The 19,496-nt window shown below is 61.6% G+C and carries 19 protein-coding genes; 9 read left to right on the top strand and 10 right to left on the bottom strand.

Annotation, left to right across the window (positions count from 1 at the left end; translation table 11 throughout):
* Window positions 1-47 precede the first annotated feature (47 nt).
* The 4 genes from parC to pepE all read right to left on the bottom strand — a co-directional run bounded on the left by parC (window position 48) and on the right by pepE (window position 6,277).
* On the bottom strand, window positions 48-2,504 hold the full coding sequence (gene parC / locus ACPWMG_RS10295; RefSeq protein ID WP_483304544.1) for a DNA topoisomerase IV subunit A: 2,457 nt from the start codon (window positions 2,502-2,504) through the stop codon (window positions 48-50).
* A gap of 196 nt (window positions 2,505-2,700) precedes the next feature.
* Complete coding sequence (locus tag ACPWMG_RS10290; protein WP_483304543.1) at window positions 2,701-3,498, bottom strand: lytic transglycosylase domain-containing protein; 798 nt, start codon at window positions 3,496-3,498, stop codon at window positions 2,701-2,703.
* A gap of 37 nt (window positions 3,499-3,535) precedes the next feature.
* Window positions 3,536-5,530 carry a DNA topoisomerase IV subunit B gene (locus ACPWMG_RS10285; RefSeq protein ID WP_483304542.1) on the bottom strand — a complete coding sequence of 665 codons (1,995 nt, stop codon included), beginning with the start codon at window positions 5,528-5,530 and terminating at the stop codon, window positions 3,536-3,538.
* Window positions 5,531-5,572: 42 nt separating this feature from the next.
* Complete coding sequence (pepE, locus tag ACPWMG_RS10280; protein ID WP_483304541.1) at window positions 5,573-6,277, bottom strand: dipeptidase PepE; 705 nt, start codon at window positions 6,275-6,277, stop codon at window positions 5,573-5,575.
* A 229-nt stretch (window positions 6,278-6,506) separates the two neighbouring features.
* On the opposite strand from pepE, the gene ACPWMG_RS10275 reads away from it, so the two are divergent.
* From ACPWMG_RS10275 to ACPWMG_RS10250, 6 genes are all read left to right on the top strand, one after another.
* Window positions 6,507-7,739, top strand: coding sequence for an MFS transporter (locus ACPWMG_RS10275; RefSeq protein ID WP_483305225.1), 1,233 nt, complete (start codon window positions 6,507-6,509; stop codon window positions 7,737-7,739).
* A 42-nt stretch (window positions 7,740-7,781) separates the two neighbouring features.
* A complete protein-coding gene (locus ACPWMG_RS10270) occupies window positions 7,782-7,910 on the top strand; it encodes a hypothetical protein (RefSeq protein WP_483304540.1) in 129 nt (42 codons plus the stop codon).
* Window positions 7,911-7,976: 66 nt separating this feature from the next.
* Window positions 7,977-8,564, top strand: coding sequence for a class I SAM-dependent methyltransferase (locus ACPWMG_RS10265; RefSeq protein ID WP_483304539.1), 588 nt, complete (start codon window positions 7,977-7,979; stop codon window positions 8,562-8,564).
* Between the two features lie 105 nt (window positions 8,565-8,669).
* A complete protein-coding gene (gene dapA / locus ACPWMG_RS10260) occupies window positions 8,670-9,566 on the top strand; it encodes a 4-hydroxy-tetrahydrodipicolinate synthase (RefSeq protein ID WP_483304538.1) in 897 nt (298 codons plus the stop codon).
* 34 nt (window positions 9,567-9,600) lie between these two features.
* Complete coding sequence (gene bamC / locus ACPWMG_RS10255; RefSeq protein WP_483304537.1) at window positions 9,601-10,680, top strand: outer membrane protein assembly factor BamC; 1,080 nt, start codon at window positions 9,601-9,603, stop codon at window positions 10,678-10,680.
* Between the two features lie 25 nt (window positions 10,681-10,705).
* Window positions 10,706-11,482: an MBL fold metallo-hydrolase gene (locus ACPWMG_RS10250; RefSeq protein WP_483304536.1), complete on the top strand. Its 777-nt coding sequence runs from the start codon at window positions 10,706-10,708 to the stop codon at window positions 11,480-11,482.
* Between the two features lie 12 nt (window positions 11,483-11,494).
* On the opposite strand, the gene ACPWMG_RS10245 is transcribed toward ACPWMG_RS10250, so the two are convergent.
* From ACPWMG_RS10245 to ACPWMG_RS10230, 4 genes are all read right to left on the bottom strand, one after another.
* Window positions 11,495-11,791, bottom strand: coding sequence for a cupin domain-containing protein (locus tag ACPWMG_RS10245; RefSeq protein ID WP_483304535.1), 297 nt, complete (start codon window positions 11,789-11,791; stop codon window positions 11,495-11,497).
* A gap of 96 nt (window positions 11,792-11,887) precedes the next feature.
* A complete protein-coding gene (locus ACPWMG_RS10240; protein WP_483304534.1) occupies window positions 11,888-12,223 on the bottom strand; it encodes a hypothetical protein in 336 nt (111 codons plus the stop codon).
* Between the two features lie 281 nt (window positions 12,224-12,504).
* Window positions 12,505-13,026 carry a hypothetical protein gene (locus ACPWMG_RS10235; RefSeq protein ID WP_483304533.1) on the bottom strand — a complete coding sequence of 174 codons (522 nt, stop codon included), beginning with the start codon at window positions 13,024-13,026 and terminating at the stop codon, window positions 12,505-12,507.
* An 18-nt stretch (window positions 13,027-13,044) separates the two neighbouring features.
* Window positions 13,045-14,190, bottom strand: coding sequence for a JmjC domain-containing protein (locus tag ACPWMG_RS10230; RefSeq protein WP_483305224.1), 1,146 nt, complete (start codon window positions 14,188-14,190; stop codon window positions 13,045-13,047).
* A 149-nt stretch (window positions 14,191-14,339) separates the two neighbouring features.
* Here ACPWMG_RS10230 and ACPWMG_RS10225 point away from each other — a divergent pair, with 149 nt between their 5' ends.
* Window positions 14,340-14,864 carry an FKBP-type peptidyl-prolyl cis-trans isomerase gene (locus tag ACPWMG_RS10225; protein WP_483304532.1) on the top strand — a complete coding sequence of 175 codons (525 nt, stop codon included), beginning with the start codon at window positions 14,340-14,342 and terminating at the stop codon, window positions 14,862-14,864.
* A gap of 90 nt (window positions 14,865-14,954) precedes the next feature.
* Here the strand turns inward: ACPWMG_RS10225 and dut are convergent, their stop codons facing one another.
* The gene (dut, locus tag ACPWMG_RS10220) at window positions 14,955-15,401 is read right to left on the bottom strand and encodes a dUTP diphosphatase (protein ID WP_483304531.1); all 447 of its coding nucleotides are present in this window, start codon (window positions 15,399-15,401) and stop codon (window positions 14,955-14,957) included.
* Window positions 15,402-15,483: 82 nt separating this feature from the next.
* The gene (coaBC, locus tag ACPWMG_RS10215) at window positions 15,484-16,743 is read right to left on the bottom strand and encodes a bifunctional phosphopantothenoylcysteine decarboxylase/phosphopantothenate--cysteine ligase CoaBC (protein ID WP_483304530.1); all 1,260 of its coding nucleotides are present in this window, start codon (window positions 16,741-16,743) and stop codon (window positions 15,484-15,486) included.
* Window positions 16,744-16,930: 187 nt separating this feature from the next.
* Here coaBC and ACPWMG_RS10210 point away from each other — a divergent pair, with 187 nt between their 5' ends.
* The gene (locus ACPWMG_RS10210; RefSeq protein WP_483304529.1) at window positions 16,931-18,610 is read left to right on the top strand and encodes a CTP synthase; all 1,680 of its coding nucleotides are present in this window, start codon (window positions 16,931-16,933) and stop codon (window positions 18,608-18,610) included.
* The gene (gene kdsA, locus ACPWMG_RS10205) at window positions 18,607-19,461 is read left to right on the top strand and encodes a 3-deoxy-8-phosphooctulonate synthase (protein WP_422828998.1); all 855 of its coding nucleotides are present in this window, start codon (window positions 18,607-18,609) and stop codon (window positions 19,459-19,461) included. The genes ACPWMG_RS10210 and kdsA overlap by 4 nt, the downstream gene beginning before the upstream one ends.
* Window positions 19,462-19,496: the final 35 nt, after the last annotated feature.

The following is a 19,496-nucleotide window of genomic DNA, read 5'->3' as shown; positions in this document are numbered from 1 at the left end:
GACCCCGCCATTTGTTCTAAAGCAAGCTTTCACGCACGCGGCGAGAACTACTCCACCCGCGTGATGCTCGACGGCTTGAAGCCCAGGTCTGCCGCCTTGCCCTTGCGACCGCGCGCCGCACGGGCGTTGTTCAGCGAGCGGATCTCCAGCGTTTCTTCACGCGCCTTGCCGCCACGGCCGACACCGGCGATACGCACGCTACGGCTGTAGGCAGCGGCACCGGCCAGCGTGTCTTTGTCGTCCAGGTCCAACAACAACAGGCCACGCCCGCCGTTGGCCATGGTCTTCAGCTCACTGATCTCGAACGTCAAGATACGTCCGCCGGCCGAAGCACAGGCCACGTGTGTGGCCGGCACGAGCGGCACACCACCACTGGAGCCGCTGACATGCGACGGCACACACACCGACTCGCCCTCGCCCAAAGTGATGAATGCCTTGCCGCCCTTGTTGCGGCCCAGCATGTTCTCCACATTCGCCAGGAAGCCATAACCGCCCGAGCTGCTCAGCAGCAACGTGGCCGTGGCCGGGCCCGCAAAGTAATGTGCGAGCTGCGTGCCGGCTTCCAGGTCGATCATGGTGGTGACGGGTTGACCATCACCCCGCGCGCCCGGCAGCGACGCCACCGGAATGGAGTACACCCGGCCGGTCTTGTCTTTGGCCGTGCCAAACACCAGCAGCGTATCGACGGTGCGGCACTCAAACGCACCGTACAGCGCATCGCCCGACTTGAAGCTGTATTCGGCAGCGCCTGCCGCAGCGCCGGCCGCGCGGTCTTTGGCCCAACCCTTTTGCGCGCGCACCCATCCCTTTTGCGACACCACCACGGTTACCGGTTCGTCCAGCACCTTCACTTCGACCACGGCACGCTTTTCGGCCTGGATCAGCGTGCGGCGCGCGTCGGCGTAAGTCTTGGCGTCGGCTTCGATCTCCTTGACCATCACGCGGCGCAGAGTCGCAGGGTTGGCCAGGATGTCTTCCAACTTGGTTTGCTCTTCGCGCAGGGCTTTGAGCTCTTGCTCGATCTTGATCGCTTCGAGGCGCGCCAACTGGCGCAAACGGATTTCAAGAATGTCTTCAGCTTGACGGTCGCTCAAGTTGAAGCGCGCAATCAACGCAGCCTTGGGCTCGTCCGACTGGCGGATGATCGCAATCACCTCATCGATGTTGAGCAGCACAATCTGCCGCCCCTCGAGGATGTGGATGCGGTCGAGCACCTTGTCCAGACGGTGCTGCGAGCGGCGTTGCAGCGTGGTCTGGCGAAAGGCGATCCACTCGTCCAGCATCTGCCGCAGCGACTTCTGCGTTGGGCGGCCATCGAGTCCAATCATCGTCATGTTGATCGGCGCCGAGGTTTCCAGGCTGGTGTGCGCCAGCAGCGCATTGATCAACTCAGACTGTTGGGTGCGGCTGGTCTTGGGCTCGAACACCAGGCGCACGGCGGCGTCTTTGTTCGACTCGTCGCGCACCACGTCCAGCACGGACAACACACTCGCCTTGAGCTGTGTCTGATCTTGGCTCAGTGCCTTCTTGCCGGCCTTGACCTTGGGGTTGGTCAGCTCTTCAATTTCTTCGAGCACACGCTGCGAACTGACGTTCGGCGGCAACTCGTACACCACCATTTGCCACTGGCCGCGCGCCAGTTCTTCGATCTTCCAGCGGGCGCGCACTTTGAGCGAACCACGGCCGGTGCGGTAGGCGTCGGCAATGTCGCTTGCACTGCTGATGATCTGGCCGCCACCGGGGTAGTCCGGGCCGGGCACGATGGTGAACAGCTCTTCGTCGCTGAGCTTCGGCGTCTTGATCAGCGCAATACACGCATCGGCAATTTCGCGCAGGTTGTGGCTTGGAATTTCAGTGGCCAAACCAACCGCAATGCCGCTGGCGCCATTCAACAAATTGAATGGCAGGCGCGCAGGCAACTGGCGCGGCTCCTGGGTCGAGCCGTCGTAGTTGGGCACGAAGTCCACCGTGCCTTCGTCGATCTCGTCGAGCAGCAGGTTGGTGATGCGCGACAAGCGGGCTTCGGTGTAACGCATGGCGGCGGCGCCATCGCCATCGCGGCTGCCGAAGTTGCCTTGGCCGTCGATCAGCGGATAACGCTGACTGAAGTCCTGCGCCATGCGCACCAGCGCGTCGTATGCGGCCTGGTCGCCGTGCGGGTGGAAGCGACCCAACACGTCGCCCACCACGCGCGCGCTTTTCACCGGCTTGGCGCCGGTGGCACCGTTCGCACCGCCAAAGCCCAGGCCCATGCGCGACATCGAATACAAGATGCGCCGCTGCACCGGTTTCTGGCCGTCAGTCACATCGGGCAGCGCACGGCCTTTGACGACGCTGAGGGCGTATTCGAGGTAAGCGTTTTGCGCGTACTGCGCCAGGCTCAGGTTGTCGCCATCCTCTTGGCCGTTGTCGCCAGAGTCTTGCGGCGGCAAGGGCGGCGGGTTGTCGCCAGGAATGTCATCAGAATTTTCCGGGGGGAAGCCCAGGGTGGATTGCTCACTCATGGTCAGAAAAATGTTTCAACAAAAGGGAGATTCAAAAAATTGGCGCGCGCCTGGTGAAAGGCGAACGCCATGTACGCTGAGGTCAACCCCGCGTGAAATTGCAGCCGTCAGGGAAAGAAAAAACAGCGAAGAAAAAGTCAAACACACCAGACAAGCAGGTACAGATCACGAACAAAAGACGAATGGGGGCGGTGGCTTACTCGTTGGCGACCAACGTACCGGCGGGCATGTTGCCACGTCCCACCGCACCGCCGACGGGCGAGCCACTACCCAAATTGCCTAAGAGACGCGCCTGTGGCGCGCGGCGGCGTTGCTCCACCATGGCCTCCGGCGGACGCAGCCCGCTGTAAAGCGACAACACAGTTTTGACGTAAGCCTGGGTTTCCTTGTAATTGGGAATCTGGTTACCGGCACGTTGCACCGCGCCCTCACCTGCGTTGTAGGAGGCCACAGCCAACTGCAATTGGCCCGGAAACATGGCGATCAAATCGCGCAGGTAACGCGTGCCGATACGGATGTTGGTTTTCGGGTCGGTGAGCTTTTGCTCGATGCTGGCATTGGCGTCTCCCACCAAGCCGTAGCGCTCGGCCGTGGCAGGCATGATCTGCATCAAACCCACCGCGCCTTTGGGCGATACGGCCGCACTGTTAAAGCCCGACTCGGCCACGATCAAAGCCTGCAGCAAGGCGTAATCGACACGGTTTTGATTGGCGGCTTCGCGCAAATGGTGTTTCACCAGCTTGTAGCTGGGCGAAATATCGAAAAACGCCAGCAGCTTGGCGGGCACCGTGGGCACCGTCACCGGGCGCGGGGTATCCAGCGCGGTATCGAAGCTATCGTCGCCTTTGTAATAAAGCTCGTAACGGCTGTCGACCTGCTCGCTGGCAAACCGCACCACGCCTTGGGGGTCGATGTAGCCCCATACGTCCGCCCACGCCGAATGCTGCGAAATCAATAGCAGCCCCAGCATTGTCAGTTTACGTAAAGTGCTCATTTTTCGACTCCCAAGTTGCCAGAGATTGGCCAGCGGATCAAATATCGATTTCGACTGCATCGCCATGCAGTTCCATCAACTCGCGCCGGGAAGCAGCCTCGCCCTTGCCCATCAGTTTGGTGATCAGGAGTTCGGTTTGCAAAAAGTCGACCCGGCCTAGCTGCACAGGCATCAAACGGCGGGTATCGGGATTCAGCGTGGTGTCCCACAACTGTTCGGCGTTCATTTCACCCAAACCTTTGAAGCGGCTGATGCTCCAGGCGCCTTCGCGGACACCTTCCTTGCGCAGCTTGTCGAGAATAGCGATTAATTCGCCTTCGTCCAGTGCATAAGCCTTGGAAGCGGGCTTTTTACCGCGTGCAGGGGCATCGACACGGAACAGTGGCGGACGTGCCACAAACACGTTGCCAGACTCGATCAGCTTGGGGAAATGGCGGAAGAACAGCGTCAGCAGTAGCACCTGGATGTGCGAGCCGTCGACGTCAGCGTCGCTCAAGATGCAAATCTTGCCGTAGCGCAGGCCGCTCAAGTCGGGCGAGTCGTTGGGGCCGTGGGGGTCGACGCCAATCGCCACCGAAATGTCGTGGATTTCGGTATTGGCGAACAGCCGGTCGCGCTCCACTTCCCAAGTGTTGAGCACCTTGCCACGCAACGGCAGAATCGCCTGGCTTTCTTTGTCGCGGCCCATCTTGGCGCTGCCGCCGGCCGAGTCGCCCTCGACCAGAAACACTTCGTTGTGCGCCAGGTCGCGGCTTTCGCAGTCGGTCAGCTTGCCGGGCAACACGGCGACGCCGGAGCCTTTGCGCTTCTCCACCTTTTGGCCAGCCTTTTGGCGGGTTTGCGCGGCCTTGATGGCCAGTTCGGCGAGTTTTTTACCGTACTCGACGTGCTGGTTCAGCCACAACTCCAGCGCTGGACGCACGTAGCTCGACACCAAACGCACGGCGTCACGCGAGTTCAGGCGTTCTTTGATTTGGCCCTGGAATTGCGGATCGAGCACCTTGGCCGACAACACATAGCTGGCGCGCGCAAACACGTCTTCGGGCAGCAGCTTCACGCCCTTGGGCAGCAGCGAGTGCAGCTCGATAAAGCTTTTGACGGCGTTGAACAAGCCGTCACGCAGGCCGCTGTCGTGGGTGCCGCCGGCGCTGGTAGGAATCAGGTTGACGTAGCTTTCACGCACCGGTTGGCCGTCTTCGGTGAAGGCCACGCACCACGCGGCGCCCTCGCCCTCCGCAAAACTTTCATGGCTGTTGTCGGCAAAGCCTTCGCCTTCAAACAAAGGGATCACCGGGTCGCCGTTCAGCGTTTGGCCCAGGTAGTCGCGCAGGCCGCCTTTGTAAAGCCAGGTCTGGACTTCCTTGGTTTTCTCAACTGTCAGCGTCACCGTAACACCCGGCATCAACACCGCCTTGCTGCGCAGCAAGTGCATCAGCTCGGCCATGGGGTAGTTGGACGACTCAAAGTATTTGCCGTCAGGCCAGGCGCGCACGGTGGTGCCGTTTTTACGGTCGCCTTCGCCGCTGCCGTTGTTTGGGCGCACGACCAGCGGCTCGATCACATCGCCATCGGCAAACACCAGGCGGGCCACAGAGCCTTCGCGATAAGAAGTGACCTCCAAGCGCTTGGACAGCGCGTTGGTCACGCTCACGCCCACGCCGTGCAGGCCGCCCGAGAAGCTGTAGGCGCCGCCCTTGCCCTTGTCGAACTTGCCGCCGGCGTGCAGGCGGGTGAACACCAGCTCGATCACTGGTGCTTTTTCTTCAGGGTGCATGCCGAACGGGATGCCCCGGCCGTCGTCTTCGATACTCACCGAGCCATCTGTGTGCAAGGTGACTTTGATTTTTTTGCCGTGGCCGGCCAGTGCCTCGTCTGCAGAGTTGTCCAGCACTTCCTGGATGACGTGCAGCGGGTTGTCGGTGCGGGTGTACATGCCCGGGCGCTGCTTGACGGGCTCCAAGCCCTTGAGCACACGGATCGAACCTTCGGAATAAGCCGGGGGGGTAGCGTTGGGAGGGGTGGTGGTTGCCATGCGAGGCATTCTAATCACAACTGTATGTAAAACCAGCTTCCATTACGGAGACGGTGGCAAGGTCTGGCCAGGGGCGCAGTCCAGTGGCTCACGGCCCGCTTCAAACCATGGCGCTGGAAACGGGCCGCCCAGGCGAATGCTGGAGCCATCCACGTCCAGCCAGTCGCCTTCGGGCAAGCCGATGACACGCATGTCGGGCCGCGCACGCAGCAGTTCGGCCAGGCGGTGGTTGCGCGTTTCGCCTTGATGGCCCGCTGGCAGGGCGTTGTTGTAGTGCGGGTTGATCTGAAACGGCAGCAAGCCCAGTGCGTCAAAACCGCCAGGGTCGACGATGGGCATGTCGTTGGTGGTGCAGATGGTGGGGCATGCCAGGTTGGCGCCTGCGCTCCAGCCCATATAACCGGCTGCACCGCTGCGCACCCGCTCGGCCATCGGCGCCAGCAAACCTTGGGCGCGGCAGTTTTTCAGCAACTGGAAGGTGTTGCCGCCGCCCACCACAATCATTTCGGCCTGGGCCACAGCGGCCACCGGGTCGGCCTGGGTGTGGATGCCGACCAGATCCCAGCCCAGAGGCGCCAGCGCCTGGGCGATGGTTTGGGTATAGGTGTCCCAGTCTACGGTCACGCCCGCATAGGGCACAAACACCGCGCGGCGACGGCCGGCAAACATGGCGCGCGCCGGGGCAATCGCGTGGGGCAAGATTTCACCGGCAGGCGTGCGGGAATTACTCAATAACAACAGTCGCATCAGGGTGTTCCGAGGGTTCAAAGATGAAGATCAATTGTGGCTGGAAGCCAAGGTGTGATTGTGAATGCCCCAGCCAGCAAAAACCGGCTGCTTTACGTACACTGCCCATCTGCCGCCAAGAGGGTGCCAAGAGAAACAAGAGAGAGGCCACACCCCAGCCCACCGCCGCATGCCGGCCCCCATCCGCATGCGCCGCGCACCGAGACAAACCCAAGACCAGAACAACGCCATGTCCACCGCCAACCCTAGCCCTTCTCCCCAACGTCTTTCCATGCAGCAGGTTTTGATCTGCGGCGCCTTCATCGTCACGCTCTCCATGGGCATTCGCCACGGCTTTGGCCTGTGGTTGCAGCCCATCACGCAAGAGCGCGGCTGGACACGCGAAACCTTTGCCTTTGCCATCGCGATTCAAAACCTGGCTTGGGGCGTCGCCGGCATTTTTGCGGGCATGCTGGCCGACAAAGTGGGCGCGTTCAAGGTGATCTTGATCGGCACCGTGTGTTATGCGCTGGGCCTGTTCGGCATGGCGCACACCAACACGCCGCTGTTGTTCACCATCTCGGCCGGTGTGTTGATCGGCATTGCACAAGCAGGCACCACGTATTCGGTGGTGTACGGCGTGATCGGGCGCAACATTCCGGCCGAAAAGCGCTCGTGGGCCATGGGCATTGCGGCAGCGGCCGGTTCATTTGGCCAGTTCCTGATGGTGCCGACCGAAGGTTTTCTGATCAGCCACTTCGGTTGGCAGCAAGCCTTGGTGCTGCTGGGCTTTGCCGCGTTGTTCATCATTCCCATGGGCTGGGGCCTGCGTGAACCCAGCTTTAGCGGCTCGGCCCCGGTACGCCGCGAGCAAACCGTGATGCAGGCGCTGCGCGAAGCCCTCAAATACCCCAGCTTTCAGTTGCTGATGGCGGGCTACTTTGTCTGCGGCTTCCAGGTGGTGTTCATTGGCGTGCACATGCCCAGCTACTTGAAAGACAAGGGTTTGTCGCCCGAAGTAGCCAGCTACGCCCTCGCACTGATCGGCCTGTGCAACGTGTTTGGCACCTACATCGCTGGCACCCTGGGCCAGCGCATGGCCAAAACGCGCATCCTGGCCTTCATCTACTTTGCGCGTGCCGTGGTCATCAGTGTGTTCCTGTGGGCACCGCTGTCGCCCATGAGCGTCTACATCTTCGCTTCGCTGATGGGTTTGCTGTGGCTCTCCACCGTGCCGCCGACCAACGCTGTGGTGGCGCAGATTTTTGGCGTGCAGCATTTGTCGATGCTCAGCGGCTTTGTGTTCTTCAGCCACCAGATCGGCTCGTTCATGGGCGTGTGGCTGGGCGGGTTCTTGTACGACCGCACCGGCAGCTACGACGTGGTGTGGATGATCGCCATCGCGCTCGGCGTGTTTGCGGGCCTCGTCAACCTGCCGGTGAAAGAAGGCGCGATCACGCGTCGTCCGGCCATGGCGGGTTGATCATCAATTGAATTGCGTCGCCGCCCACATTAAAGTGACCACATGAAGCTTCGCCTAGCCACCACCCTCGCTTACGCCACCGCACTGGCCGTGCTGGCGGCGGTGTTCACGCTGTACAACCGGCCAGAGTTTCTGGTGTCGTTGGCCGACCAGCTTTGGGCCTGCTTCTAATCTACCTCTTGTTTTCAAGCCATATAGCCACTTCAGGCATTTGGTATCAGCGTGAGCAGCTACGTTTTGCATAGCAATCTTTTCGATACCCTGTATCCCCCTTCCGCTTGGGTTCAACGCTGGACGCACCTGATCCCCGCCAGCAGCCACGTGCTCGACGTCGCCTGCGGCCCAGGTCGGCACATGGTTTGGCTGGCGAGCCAAGGGTATGCGGTGACAGGCGTGGATCAATCCGCCGAAGCCTTGGCCAGCGCACAAGCCAAAGCCACGGCTGCCAGGCCGAATGGCGCTGTGCACACGCTTCAAGCCGACATTGAAAATGGCCCTTGGCCCTTTTCGGGCCAGCAGTTTGCGGCCCTGGTGGTCACCAACTACCTGTGGCGCCCGCTGCTTCCGCAATTGCTTGCCAGCCTCGCCCCTGGCGGGGTGTTGATCTACGAAACCTTCGCCACCGGCAACGAAACCATCGGCAAACCCTCGCGCCCGGATTTCCTGCTGCAACCCGGCGAACTCCTGCGCGCGTGTGCGGGGCTGAAGGTGGTGGCGTTTGAAGATGGCTTCGAGGCCGAACCCGCGCGCTTTGTGCAGCGCATCGCCGCGGTGGCCCCTTCAGCCGTCACTGACGCGCCCCCACGCCATAGACTGCACACGTAAAGCTTTTGCGAAGCAGGCAAACCCTGAGCCGAATTGCCGAAGGCGACGCCAGGTGCCTGGTCGCTCTGGGTAGAATGCGCCTTTCTCTCGCTTGAGACTACGGACATGACACCCATTACTGGCAGCATCGTGGCGCTCGTCACCCCGATGCACGAAGACGGCAGCGTGGACTACCCCACCCTGCGCAGCTTGATTGACTGGCACATCACCGAAGGTACCGACTGCATTGGCGTGGTCGGCACCACCGGCGAATCCCCCACCGTCAATGTGGACGAACATTGCGAAATCATTCGCGTGTCCGTTGAACAGGCCAAAAAACACACCGCGCGCCACGTGCCCATCATGGCGGGCTGCGGCGCCAACTCGACGGCCGAAGCCATCGAACTGGCCAAGTTCGCCAAGAAGGTCGGCGCAGACTGCCAACTGCAAGTCGTGCCCTACTACAACAAGCCCACGCAAGAAGGCCAGTACCTGCACTTCAAGGCCATCGCCGAAGCGGTGGGCGACCTGCCCGTCATCTTGTACAACGTGCCCGGCCGCAGCGTGGCCGATATGGCGCACGACACCGTGCTGCGCCTGGCCCAGGTGCCCGGCATCGTCGGCATCAAAGAAGCCACCGGCAACATCGAACGCGCACAGTGGCTGATCCGCGACGTGCCCAAGGGTTTTGCCGTCTACTCTGGTGACGATCCGACCGCTGTCGCGTTGATGCTCTGCGGCGGCCAAGGTAACGTCAGCGTGACGGCCAACGTCGCCCCGCGTCTGATGCACGAACTGTGCGTAGCGGCCATCGCTGGCGACGCACGCGGCGCCATGGAAATCCAGCGCAAGCTCATGCCCGTGCACAAGAACTTGTTCATCGAAGCCAACCCCATTCCCGTGAAGTGGGCCATGCAGCGCATGCAACGTTGCGGCGGAACCATGCGCCTGCCAATGACTCCACTCACCACCGCCAACGAGGCGGTTGTGGAAGCAGCCCTTCGTAGCGCCGGCCTGATTTAAACAGCGCCCCATCAGAACCCCTTAGGACGATTACGTGAAGCAATTTGCAAGACTCGGTTTGGTTGGCTTGGCCGCTTTGGCCCTCACCGCATGCTCGGTGCTCGAAGGCGAAAAGATCGACTACAAGAGTGCGGCTAAAGGCCCCACGCTGGATATCCCCCCAGATTTGTCACAACTGACCCGCGACACCCGCTACGTAGTGCCTGGCAGCCCCATCACCGCCAGCAACTACCGCATCGGCCAGGCAGCACCGAAGTCGCCGACCGCTGCCACAGCCATTGGCGACGTGCGCATCGAACGCGAAGGCACGCAGCGCTGGCTGGTGATCGACCGTCCAGCCGACCAACTCTGGGGCCCGGTGCGCGACTTCTGGCAAGAAAACGGCTTCCAACTGACGCAAGACAGCGAAACGCTGGGCATCATGGAAACCGACTGGGCCGAAAACCGCGCCAAGTTGCCGCAAGACTTCATCCGCAACACCGTGGGCAAGGTGTTCGACTCGCTGTACTCCACGGGCGAACGTGACCGTTTCCGCACCCGCCTTGAGCGGCGCGCTGCAGGCGGCACCGAGATCTACGTCAGCCACCGAGGCATGATCGAGGTGTACAACAACGCCCAGAAGGACCAGACCGTTTGGCAGCCCCGCCCAGCCGATCCTGAGCTTGAAGCCGAATTCTTGCGCCGCCTGATGGTGCGCCTGGGCAGCACGCCTGACCAAGCCAAAGCCGCCGTTGCGGGCCAACCGCAACCGCAAGCAGCCGCCCGCGTCAGCGCAGTCGGCACCCAGCCCGTGGTGCAACTGGACGACAACTTCGACCGCGCCTGGCGCCGTGTCGGCCTGACGCTGGACCGCACCGGCTTCACCGTGGAAGACCGTGACCGCACCCAAGGCCTGTACTTTGTGCGTTATGTCTCGCCGTCAGACAAAAAGGAACCCGGTTTCTTTGCCAACATGTTCGGTACAACCAAAACCATTCCACCGCAAAAGTACCGCATCGCAGTACGCAGCCAAGGCACGGCGACCACGGTATCGGTGCTGAACGCTGAAGGTGCAGCCGAATCGTCGGACAACGCACGCCGCATCGTGCAAGTCATTGCAGACGATCTGAAGTAAGTTCTTTCAGTCAAGGATTCCCGCTGTGCTGCGGTTCAAGAACCTGGGCAGCGGGAGCACCGGCAACGCCACGGTGGTGGAAGCCACCGATGGCCTGCACACCACCCGCCTGCTAGTCGATTGCGGCCTAGGCATTCGCACCATTTCCCAGCGCCTGGGCCAGGCCGGGTTAGCGCCTCAGCTGCTGAACGGCATCTTCATCACCCACGAACACAGCGACCATATTGGCTGCGTGCACAAACTGGCGCGCACCCACCGCATTCCGGTGTGGATGAGCGCTGGCACCCACCAAGGCATGGCAGAAGCCGACTTTGACGGCTTGTTGCACACGGTGGCCGATAACGACGTGGTGGCTCTAGGCGCCCTGCAGTTCACGCCGTTTGCTGTGCCGCACGATGCGCGCGAGCCACTGCAACTCACCTGCACCGATGGCGCCAACCGCCTGGGCATCTTGACCGACTTGGGCCACGCCGACCTCAACGTGATGCAGCACCTGCATGGCTGCCACGCCTTGCTGCTGGAATGCAACCACGACGTGGCCATGCTCAGCGGCTCCAGTTACCCCGCCTTCTTGAAGCGGCGCATCAGCGGCCCTTATGGTCACCTCGACAACTTGGCAGCCGCCACCATCGCCGCAGCTGCGGCAGCATCGGGTGCACGGCAAATTGTGGCGGCGCATTTGAGCCGGCAAAACAACCGGCCTGATCTGGCGCTGCAGGCCCTGGCCGACGCGCCAGGGTGTGGTCAGCTCGCGTTGTCGGTAGCCGATCCGCTGAGCGGCTCGGAGTGGTTCACCGTCTAGTGAATTTGGACTCTACTGGTCGATGATGACCAGCGTGCCCGTGCTGCCCGGCGCCACCGCATGCGGCACACCCGCAGGCACGATGTAGACCTCGCCCGCCCCAACCGTCACCACTTCGCCAGCGAAGTCCAGGTTCATCTGACCATCCAACACCAGCAGCGCCTCATCAAACGGGTGCACTTCGTTCGGATACGCTTGCCCGTCCATGCGCAGGACTTTGACGTTGGCTCCTGCGGCACGGCCCACCACCGTGGAACGCCAGGCATCGGGCAGCGCGGCCGCGTGCTGGTTCAAATTTGTTTTGTGCATGGATTGAGTTTAGAGGCGTCTGTTGCTGACATCGAGCAGGCAAAAAAAAGCCACCCGAAGGTGGCTCTTATGCACTAACGCGTACCGAAGAAGAAATTACTTCTTGGCAGCAGCGTCAGCGGCGGCCTTGGCGGCATCGCCAGCAGCCTTGGCAGCGTCGCCAGCAGCAGCAGCAGCGTCAGTGGCGGCAGCGCCAGCAGCGGAAGCTGCGTCGGTAGCGGCGGAAACAGCAGCGCCGGCGGCGGCGCCAACAGCGGCACCGGCAGCAGAAGCAGCGTCAACAGCAGCGGAAGCGGCATCAGCAGCAGGAGCGGCAGCAGGAGCTGGTGCTTCTACGGGTGCTGGAGCTGGTGCAGGAGCTTCTTCTTTCTTGCCACAAGCGGCCAGAGCGGCGGCGGCAACCAGAGCTGCCAGTACGAGCGATTTGTTCATTACAAAAATCCTTTTATTGGTGGAAAAAATTCCAGAACGTGTCAGCGCGACCCGCGTTGCCCACGACCGAGAGAAAGCAATACTTCTCTTTCACCTCAGCCGAAAATTATAGCTTCGCCACCCTCAATTCCGGTTAACCCTGATGCCAAAAATGCAACACGCCATGCCGAGTTTTCGCCATCGTGGTGCAAGCTTTCAATTATGAAAGCCAATATTCCCCGATATTCGCACTAGCTCGGGGCATAAATCGGTTCGAAAAAGAAACACAGCACCGCTTGGCATTACAAACCAAGCACGGACGACGGAAACGCCGGCCCACTCTGGTGCATCAATTCGGCCAACTGCTCACGCTGGATATGGCGCGTACCCGCATCGGCGCTACTCAGGCCAGCACAGTGCGCTAGGTCAAGACGACGCAGGACCCAAGCGGGCCCAAGCAGACAACTCGGCAGTGCCGAAGCCTCCACAGCACGCGTGCTACGGCATTCGATGATATGGCTCCAGGTTTGGCGCCATGTGACGAAGCGCGCATGGCGACGCATCAAGCCGTCATACTGGCTGCTCAGCATGCGCCACTGCCGGCCCGTTTTGGCCCAGGCGTTCAATGACTCAATGACTTCACGCTCGCCCAGCGGCCAATCCTCGAAGTCCGGGTCACAGAGGACGATTTCGCGCCAGCCCTCGGCTGCTGCCTGACGCAAGGCATCGCGCACCAACTGCTGAAAGGCCACGCGGCCTTCAAAGCGGCCTTCCGGCAGGCTATGCAAGCCCGCCAAGCTGGGTAAGTTGGTTCCGTCTTCCATAGCGCCTCCTTTGGATGTTTACGTTGCGTGCGCCCAACCGTCCTCGCACCACGCGGCGATCAAGTCCATCGCGCCTTCACTGGCGCGTGCCAGTTCTTTGGCAGTCAGGCTGCGCTGGTCGGCCAGGCGGCGCATCAGGGTGGCATCGCGGCCGGCGGCGCGGTAGCTTTCACCGTTGATGAAGACGTGGTGGGCGTCGTACATCATTCGTGTGCGGCGGTCCAGCGTCAAGCCGTGCTCGCCTGCAACGGGCAACTCGGCTTCGCCATTGCCATCACTATCACCCTCACCAAACCAGATGTTCGCCTTCAACTCGGTCAACACCTCGCCCAGCGCGCAGGCCAGGGCTTTCGGGTCACCCAGCAGTTCTTTCAGCGCGTCGGCGGCAAAGCCTTGCAGCGGCGCGGGAATGGCGCCCGGGGCATCCACCGCAGGCTGTTGCGGGTCGCGGTACAGATCAACGCCCACGGCATCGTCGGCCTCTTCGGCGATGCGCTGCAGTAGCTCGCGTGCCAGCTCGCCGCGTTTGGGCGCGCGAAAGCCGATGGAATACGTCATGCACTCACCCTCGGCCACGCCATCGTGGGCGTAGCGTGGCGGCAGGTACAACATGTCGCCGGGCTCCAGCACAAACTCTTCTTCGGGCTCGAAGTTCTGCAGGATCTTCAGGGGCGCGCCGTCCACCAGGGTCAGGTCTTTTTGCTTGCCAATGCGCCAGCGACGGCGGCCATGGGCTTGCAGCAAAAACACGTCGTAGCTGTCGAAGTGCGGGCCAACGCCGCCGCCATCGGTGGCGTAGCTGATCATCAAATCGTCGAGCCGCGCGTCAGGCACAAAGCGAAATTGCTGCAGCAGCGCGTGCACGGCTTCGACGTGTTGGTCCACGCCCTGCACCAGCAGCGTCCAGTTGGCTTGTTTCACGGCAGGTAGCGCGCGTTTGCCGAGCGGGCCGTTGCGCATCTTCCAACCCTTGGGGGTTTGCTGGATCAGCCGGGCCTCAACACCTTCCTGCTCGGACAAGTCAAACAACGCGAGGCGGTCCAGCAGCGCTTGAAAGCCTGGAATGGCCTGGCGAATCAGCAAAGGCTTTTTCTGCCAGTGGCGTTGCATGAACTGGCTGGGCGTGAGGCCGTTGAGCAAGGCCAGGGGGGTGTCGATAGGGATCATATTTTTCTGTTGGAGAAAGCGTTGGTTGGCCGTGAATATAGGCGAGATGCACAGCTTGTAAGCCCCCTGGCGACAAAGGACGATGGCGCTGCCTACAATCGCATACTTTTTTGATCATCAGGCTGCCCACGCAGCCCGCTCTAGTTATGGAAATCACCCCTCAATGTGTCGTTGGCCTCACCTGGACTTTGAAGGACACGCTCGGCGAAGAACTCGACGTGCTCAGCGACCCGGTGGAGATTCTGGTGGGCGGCGATGACCTGCTGAAAAAGGTGGAAGAAGCGCTGCAGGGCCATGTGGCCGGCGATACGCTGGACCTGCACCTGGAGCCCGAAGACGCATTTGGCGATTTCAACGACCAACTGATCTTTTTGGAGCCGCGCGCCCTGTTCCCCAGCGTGCTGGAAGCCGGCATGAGCTTTGAAGGCGCTGCCCTGCCCGAAGGTATGAACCCCGAAATGCCGCGCGACCGCCTCTACATCGTGACCGACATCTACCCCGAACACGTGGTGCTGGACGGCAACCACCCGCTCTCGGGCATTGCGCTGCGCCTGCATTTGAAGGTGGAGAGTGTGCGAGAGGCGACCGAAGAAGAAATTGGCGGCGGCACCGCTGGCACCGGCTTCTTCAAGGTGCAAAGCAGCGCGCCTGGCAACGAGACGCTGCACTAATCTTCTTAAGAAAAATACGCCTCCAGCGCCGTGCTGGAGTGCGTAGGCTGCTACTGAAGCAGTAGCAAACCAGTCGCAAGCCTGTAGTAATTAAGCCTTGCCCGTTGACCCGTAGCCGCCCTCGCCGCGCTGCGTGGCGACAAACTCATTCACCACGTTGAACTCTGCCTGCACCACGGGCACGATGACCAGTTGCGCCAGGCGCTCCATGGGTTCCAGCGTGAAAGCCTTGTCGCTGCGGTTCCAGGCGCTGACCATCAGTTGGCCCTGGTAGTCGCTGTCGATCAACCCTACCAAGTTGCCCAGCACGATGCCGTGTTTGTGGCCCAGGCCGGAGCGCGGCAGGATCATGGCCGCGTAACCAGGGTCTTTGAGGTAGATGGCGATGCCGGTGGGCACCAGCTGCCAAGCGTTGGGCCCCAGCGTGAGCGGCGCGTCCAGGCAGGCACGCAGATCGAGACCGGCGCTACCGGGCGTGGCGTAAGTGGGCAGTTGGTCGACCATGCGGGGGTCGAGGATTTTGACGTCGATTTTCATAAAGCTAAAACGATTACAGAAGTTGGGCACCCACAAAGGTGCCGTCTAAAAATAAGAAGCAAGAAACAAGCTGCAAGACGACTCAGGTCGTCGGCTTGGCGGCATTCAAACGGTGGGCGATTTCGGCGACCAGTTGGCCGGCGAGCAAGCGTTTGCTTGCGCGCGGCAATTCCACCGCGCTTTGCGCATCAACCAACAAGAGTGCATTGTCGTCTTGTCCGAAGGTGGCTGGGCCAATGTTGCCGACCAGCAGCGGCACCCCTTTGCGCGCCAGCTTGGCTTGGGCGTTGGCCAGCAGGTCTTGGCTTTCGGCCGCAAAACCCACGCAATACAACTGCCCTGCCTGCGCACGCGGGCTTTGGGCCACGGTCGCCAGGATGTCGGGGTTCTCGGTGAATTCAAGCTGCGGCGTTTTGCCCGAGCCGTCTTTTTTGATCTTGTGTTCGCTGGCGTTGGCCGGGCGCCAGTCGGCCACGGCGGCGGTGGCGACAAACACCGAGGCGTGGTCTGACAACGGGCGCACCGCGGCCAGCATCTGCGCGGCCGAGCGCACATCGATGCGCTCCACCCCACGCGGCGTGGGCAAACTCACCGGGCCCGCCACCAAAGTGACTTCGGCGCCGGCTTGGTGTGCGGCGCGCGCAATCGCAAAGCCCATCTTGCCGCTCGACAAGTTGGTGATGCCACGCACCGGGTCAATCGCTTCGTAGGTCGGCCCGGCGGTGACCAGCACACGCTGGCCAGCCAAGGTTTTAGGCACGAAGTGCGCAATGACCTCTTCCAGCAACTCCGCCGCTTCGAGCATGCGGCCGTCGCCGGTTTCACCACAGGCTTGCAAACCGTTCCCCACGCCCAGCAGCACCGCGCCATCAGACTGCAACTGGCGCAGGTTGCGCTGCGTGGCCGGGTGCAGCCACATTTCGCGGTTCATCGCCGGGGCGATGAGCAGCGGCACGCGGTCTACGGGGCGGGCCAGACACAGCAGGCTCAGCAGTTCATCAGATCGGCCCGCCACCAGGCGGGTGATGAAGTCGGCGCTGCACGGCGCAATCAAAATCAAGTCGGCTTCGCGGCTCAAATTGATGTGTGGCATGTTGTTGGGCTCGCGCGCATCCCACTGCGAGCCGTACACCGGCCGCCCGCTCAGGGCCTGCATGGTCACCGGCGTGATGAATTGCGTGGCCGCCTCGGTCATCACAATTTGCACCGTGGCGCCGGCTTTGATCAGCAGCCGGCACAGCTCGGCCGACTTGTAGCAGGCGATGCCGCCGGAGAGGCCGAGCACAATGTGGCGGCCGGCGAGTTCACCAACCGGGGTGCTTGAAGGTGCAGAGCTTGTCATGGGAAGCGGGTTGAGTTCCATCGGGCGCAATGTAGCAGAGCAAGCTAAATCAGAGGGGACACCAAGTATCTCCAGCGTAAAGCCCCACATCCCAGACCGGGGTTACGTAACACGTCAAGGAAACAGTGCCGCGCCCCTCTATAATCTGCGTTTACCACCTCCCCCGGGATCAAATCCCGACCACGACATGACCAAATTCGTCTTCGTCACTGGCGGTGTGGTGTCTTCCCTGGGCAAGGGAATCGCCTCAGCCTCCCTCGCTGCGATACTGGAATCGCGAGGCCTTAAAGTCACTTTAATCAAGCTCGACCCCTACTTGAACGTAGATCCGGGCACGATGTCGCCGTTGCAACACGGCGAGGTTTTTGTCACCGACGACGGCGCTGAAACCGACCTTGACCTCGGCCACTACGAGCGCTTCATCGAATCGAAGATGCGCCGTGCGAACAACTTCACCACCGGCCAAATCTACAAAAGCGTGCTCGACAAAGAGCGCCGCGGCGACTACCTGGGCAAAACCGTCCAGGTGATCCCCCACGTCACCAACGAGATCCAAGAGTTCGTCAAGCGCGGCGCCCGTGTGGGTGAGCCCGACGCTGTGGACGTAGCCATTGTGGAAATCGGCGGCACCGTGGGCGACATCGAATCGCTGCCGTTCCTCGAAGCCGTGCGCCAGATGAGCCTGAAGCTCGGCCCCAACAACTCGGCCTTTGTGCACTTGAGCTACCTGCCGTGGATTGCTGCGGCCGGCGAACTCAAGACCAAGCCCACCCAGCACACCGCCAAGCAACTGCGCGAAATCGGCATTCAAGCCGACGCCCTGCTCTGCCGAGCCGACCGTGCGGTGCCGGACGAAGAGCGCGCCAAGATCTCGCTGTTTGCCAACGTGCCTGAATGGGGTGTGATCTCCATGTGGGACGTGGACACCATCTACAAGGTGCCGCGCATGCTGCACGAGCAAGGCCTGGACGGCCTGATCTGCGACAAGCTGCGCCTGAACACGCCACCGGCCAACCTCAAGCGCTGGGACGATCTGGTCTACGAGACCGAGCACCCACGCGGCGAAGTCAACATCGCCATGGTCGGCAAGTATGTCGATTTGTCCGACAGCTACAAGTCGCTCAACGAAGCGCTGCGCCACGCTGGCATGAAGAACCATGTGCGCGTGAAGATCGAGTACATCGACTCGGAAACCATCACCCCGCAAACCGTCTCGCGCCTCGACCAGTTCGACGCCGTGCTGGTGCCCGGTGGTTTTGGCAAGCGCGGTGTGGAAGGCAAAATCTGCGCCGCCCGTTTTGCACGTGAGCACAAGCTGCCGTACCTGGGCATCTGCCTGGGCATGCAAGTGGCCACCATTGAATTCGCGCGCCACGTGGCCGGCCTGCCCGGTGCCAACAGCACCGAGTTCGACGCCACCTGCGACAACCCGGTCATCGCCCTCATCACCGAGTGGAAAGATGCCGACGGCACCATCAAGACGCGCAACGAGAACTCCAACCTCGGCGGCACCATGCGCCTGGGCGCACAAAGCTCCGACGTGGCCAAAGACACACTGGCGCACAGCATCTATGGTGACGTGGTGACCGAGCGTCACCGCCACCGCTATGAAGCCAACGTGCAGTATCTGGACCGCCTGCGCGATGCTGGCTTGGTGATCTCGGCGCTGACGCAACGCGAGCAGCTCACCGAAATCGTTGAACTGCCGAAGACCGTGCACCCGTGGTTCGTCGGCGTGCAGTTCCACCCCGAGTTCAAGTCGACCCCGTGGGACGGCCATCCGCTGTTCAACGCCTTTGTGAAGGCAGCAGTGGACCAGCACAAACCAGCCCCAGCGGCGACCAAGACAGAAAGCGTGACGGCATGAAACTCTGTGGATTCGACGTTGGCCTTGAGCACCGTTTCTTCCTGATTGCTGGCCCGTGCGTGATCGAGTCCGAGCAATTGCAGATGGACACCGCCGGTACGCTGAAGGAAATCACTTCCGCGCTGGGCATTCCGTTCATCTTCAAGAGCAGCTTCGACAAGGCCAACCGCTCCAGTGGCACCACCTTCCGTGGCCCAGGTCTTGAGAAAGGCCTGGAGATTCTGGCCAAGGTGAAGCGCGAGTTGGGCCTGCCGGTGTTGACCGACATCCACGACGAATCCCAAGTGGCCGCCGTCTCCAGCGTGGTCGACGTGTTGCAGACCCCGGCCTTCCTGTGCCGCCAAACCGATTTCATCCGCGCGGTCGCCCAAAGCGGCAAGCCGGTGAACATCAAGAAGGGCCAGTTCCTGGCCCCTGGCGACATGAAGAACGTGATCGACAAAGCCCGTGCCGCCGCGCGCGAAAAAGGCCTGCCTGAAGACAACTTCATGGCCTGCGAACGCGGTGCGAGTTTTGGTTACAACAATCTGGTCAGCGACATGCGTAGCCTGTCTATCATGCGCGAGACCGGTGCGCCGGTGGTGTTTGACGCAACGCATTCGGTTCAGCTCCCCGGCGGCCAGGGCACCAGCTCTGGCGGCCAGCGCGAGATGGTGCCAGTGCTGGCACGCGCCGCAGTGGCCGTAGGTGTGGCGGGCCTCTTCATGGAGACCCACCCCAACCCTGCAGTCGCCATGAGCGACGGCCCCAACGCCGTGCCCCTCAAACACATGAAGGCCTTGTTGGAGACCTTGGTCGGACTCGACCAGATCACGAAAAAAAACGGCTTCCTCGAAAATTCGTTCAACTGAAATTTCGCGCCTTGTTAGCGCCATAACAGCAAATT

Origin of the sequence: Hydrophilobacter chitinilyticus (genome assembly GCF_049860745.1) — a bacterium.
Classification (GTDB): Bacteria; Pseudomonadota; Gammaproteobacteria; order Burkholderiales; family Burkholderiaceae_C; genus Rhodoferax_B.
This window is presented reverse-complemented; position numbering and strand designations above follow the sequence as displayed.

Excerpts from the sequence above, each read along its gene's own strand:
- kdsA (WP_422828998.1), top strand. The coding sequence starts at position 18,607 with ATGAAACTCTGTGGATTCGACGTTGGCCTTGAGCACCGTTTCTTCCTG.
- ACPWMG_RS10285 (WP_483304542.1), bottom strand. The coding sequence starts at position 5,530 with ATGGCAACCACCACCCCTCCCAACGCTACCCCCCCGGCTTATTCCGAA.
- ACPWMG_RS10225 (WP_483304532.1), top strand. The coding sequence starts at position 14,340 with ATGGAAATCACCCCTCAATGTGTCGTTGGCCTCACCTGGACTTTGAAG.
- ACPWMG_RS10240 (WP_483304534.1), bottom strand. The coding sequence starts at position 12,223 with ATGAACAAATCGCTCGTACTGGCAGCTCTGGTTGCCGCCGCCGCTCTG.
- ACPWMG_RS10245 (WP_483304535.1), bottom strand. The coding sequence starts at position 11,791 with ATGCACAAAACAAATTTGAACCAGCACGCGGCCGCGCTGCCCGATGCC.
- ACPWMG_RS10235 (WP_483304533.1), bottom strand. The coding sequence starts at position 13,026 with ATGGAAGACGGAACCAACTTACCCAGCTTGGCGGGCTTGCATAGCCTG.
- ACPWMG_RS10290 (WP_483304543.1), bottom strand. The coding sequence starts at position 3,498 with ATGAGCACTTTACGTAAACTGACAATGCTGGGGCTGCTATTGATTTCG.
- dapA (WP_483304538.1), top strand. The coding sequence starts at position 8,670 with ATGACACCCATTACTGGCAGCATCGTGGCGCTCGTCACCCCGATGCAC.
- dut (WP_483304531.1), bottom strand. The coding sequence starts at position 15,401 with ATGAAAATCGACGTCAAAATCCTCGACCCCCGCATGGTCGACCAACTG.
- ACPWMG_RS10270 (WP_483304540.1), top strand. The coding sequence starts at position 7,782 with ATGAAGCTTCGCCTAGCCACCACCCTCGCTTACGCCACCGCACTGGCC.
- coaBC (WP_483304530.1), bottom strand. The coding sequence starts at position 16,743 with ATGACAAGCTCTGCACCTTCAAGCACCCCGGTTGGTGAACTCGCCGGC.
- parC (WP_483304544.1), bottom strand. The coding sequence starts at position 2,504 with ATGAGTGAGCAATCCACCCTGGGCTTCCCCCCGGAAAATTCTGATGAC.
- ACPWMG_RS10210 (WP_483304529.1), top strand. The coding sequence starts at position 16,931 with ATGACCAAATTCGTCTTCGTCACTGGCGGTGTGGTGTCTTCCCTGGGC.
- ACPWMG_RS10275 (WP_483305225.1), top strand. The coding sequence starts at position 6,507 with ATGTCCACCGCCAACCCTAGCCCTTCTCCCCAACGTCTTTCCATGCAG.
- pepE (WP_483304541.1), bottom strand. The coding sequence starts at position 6,277 with ATGCGACTGTTGTTATTGAGTAATTCCCGCACGCCTGCCGGTGAAATC.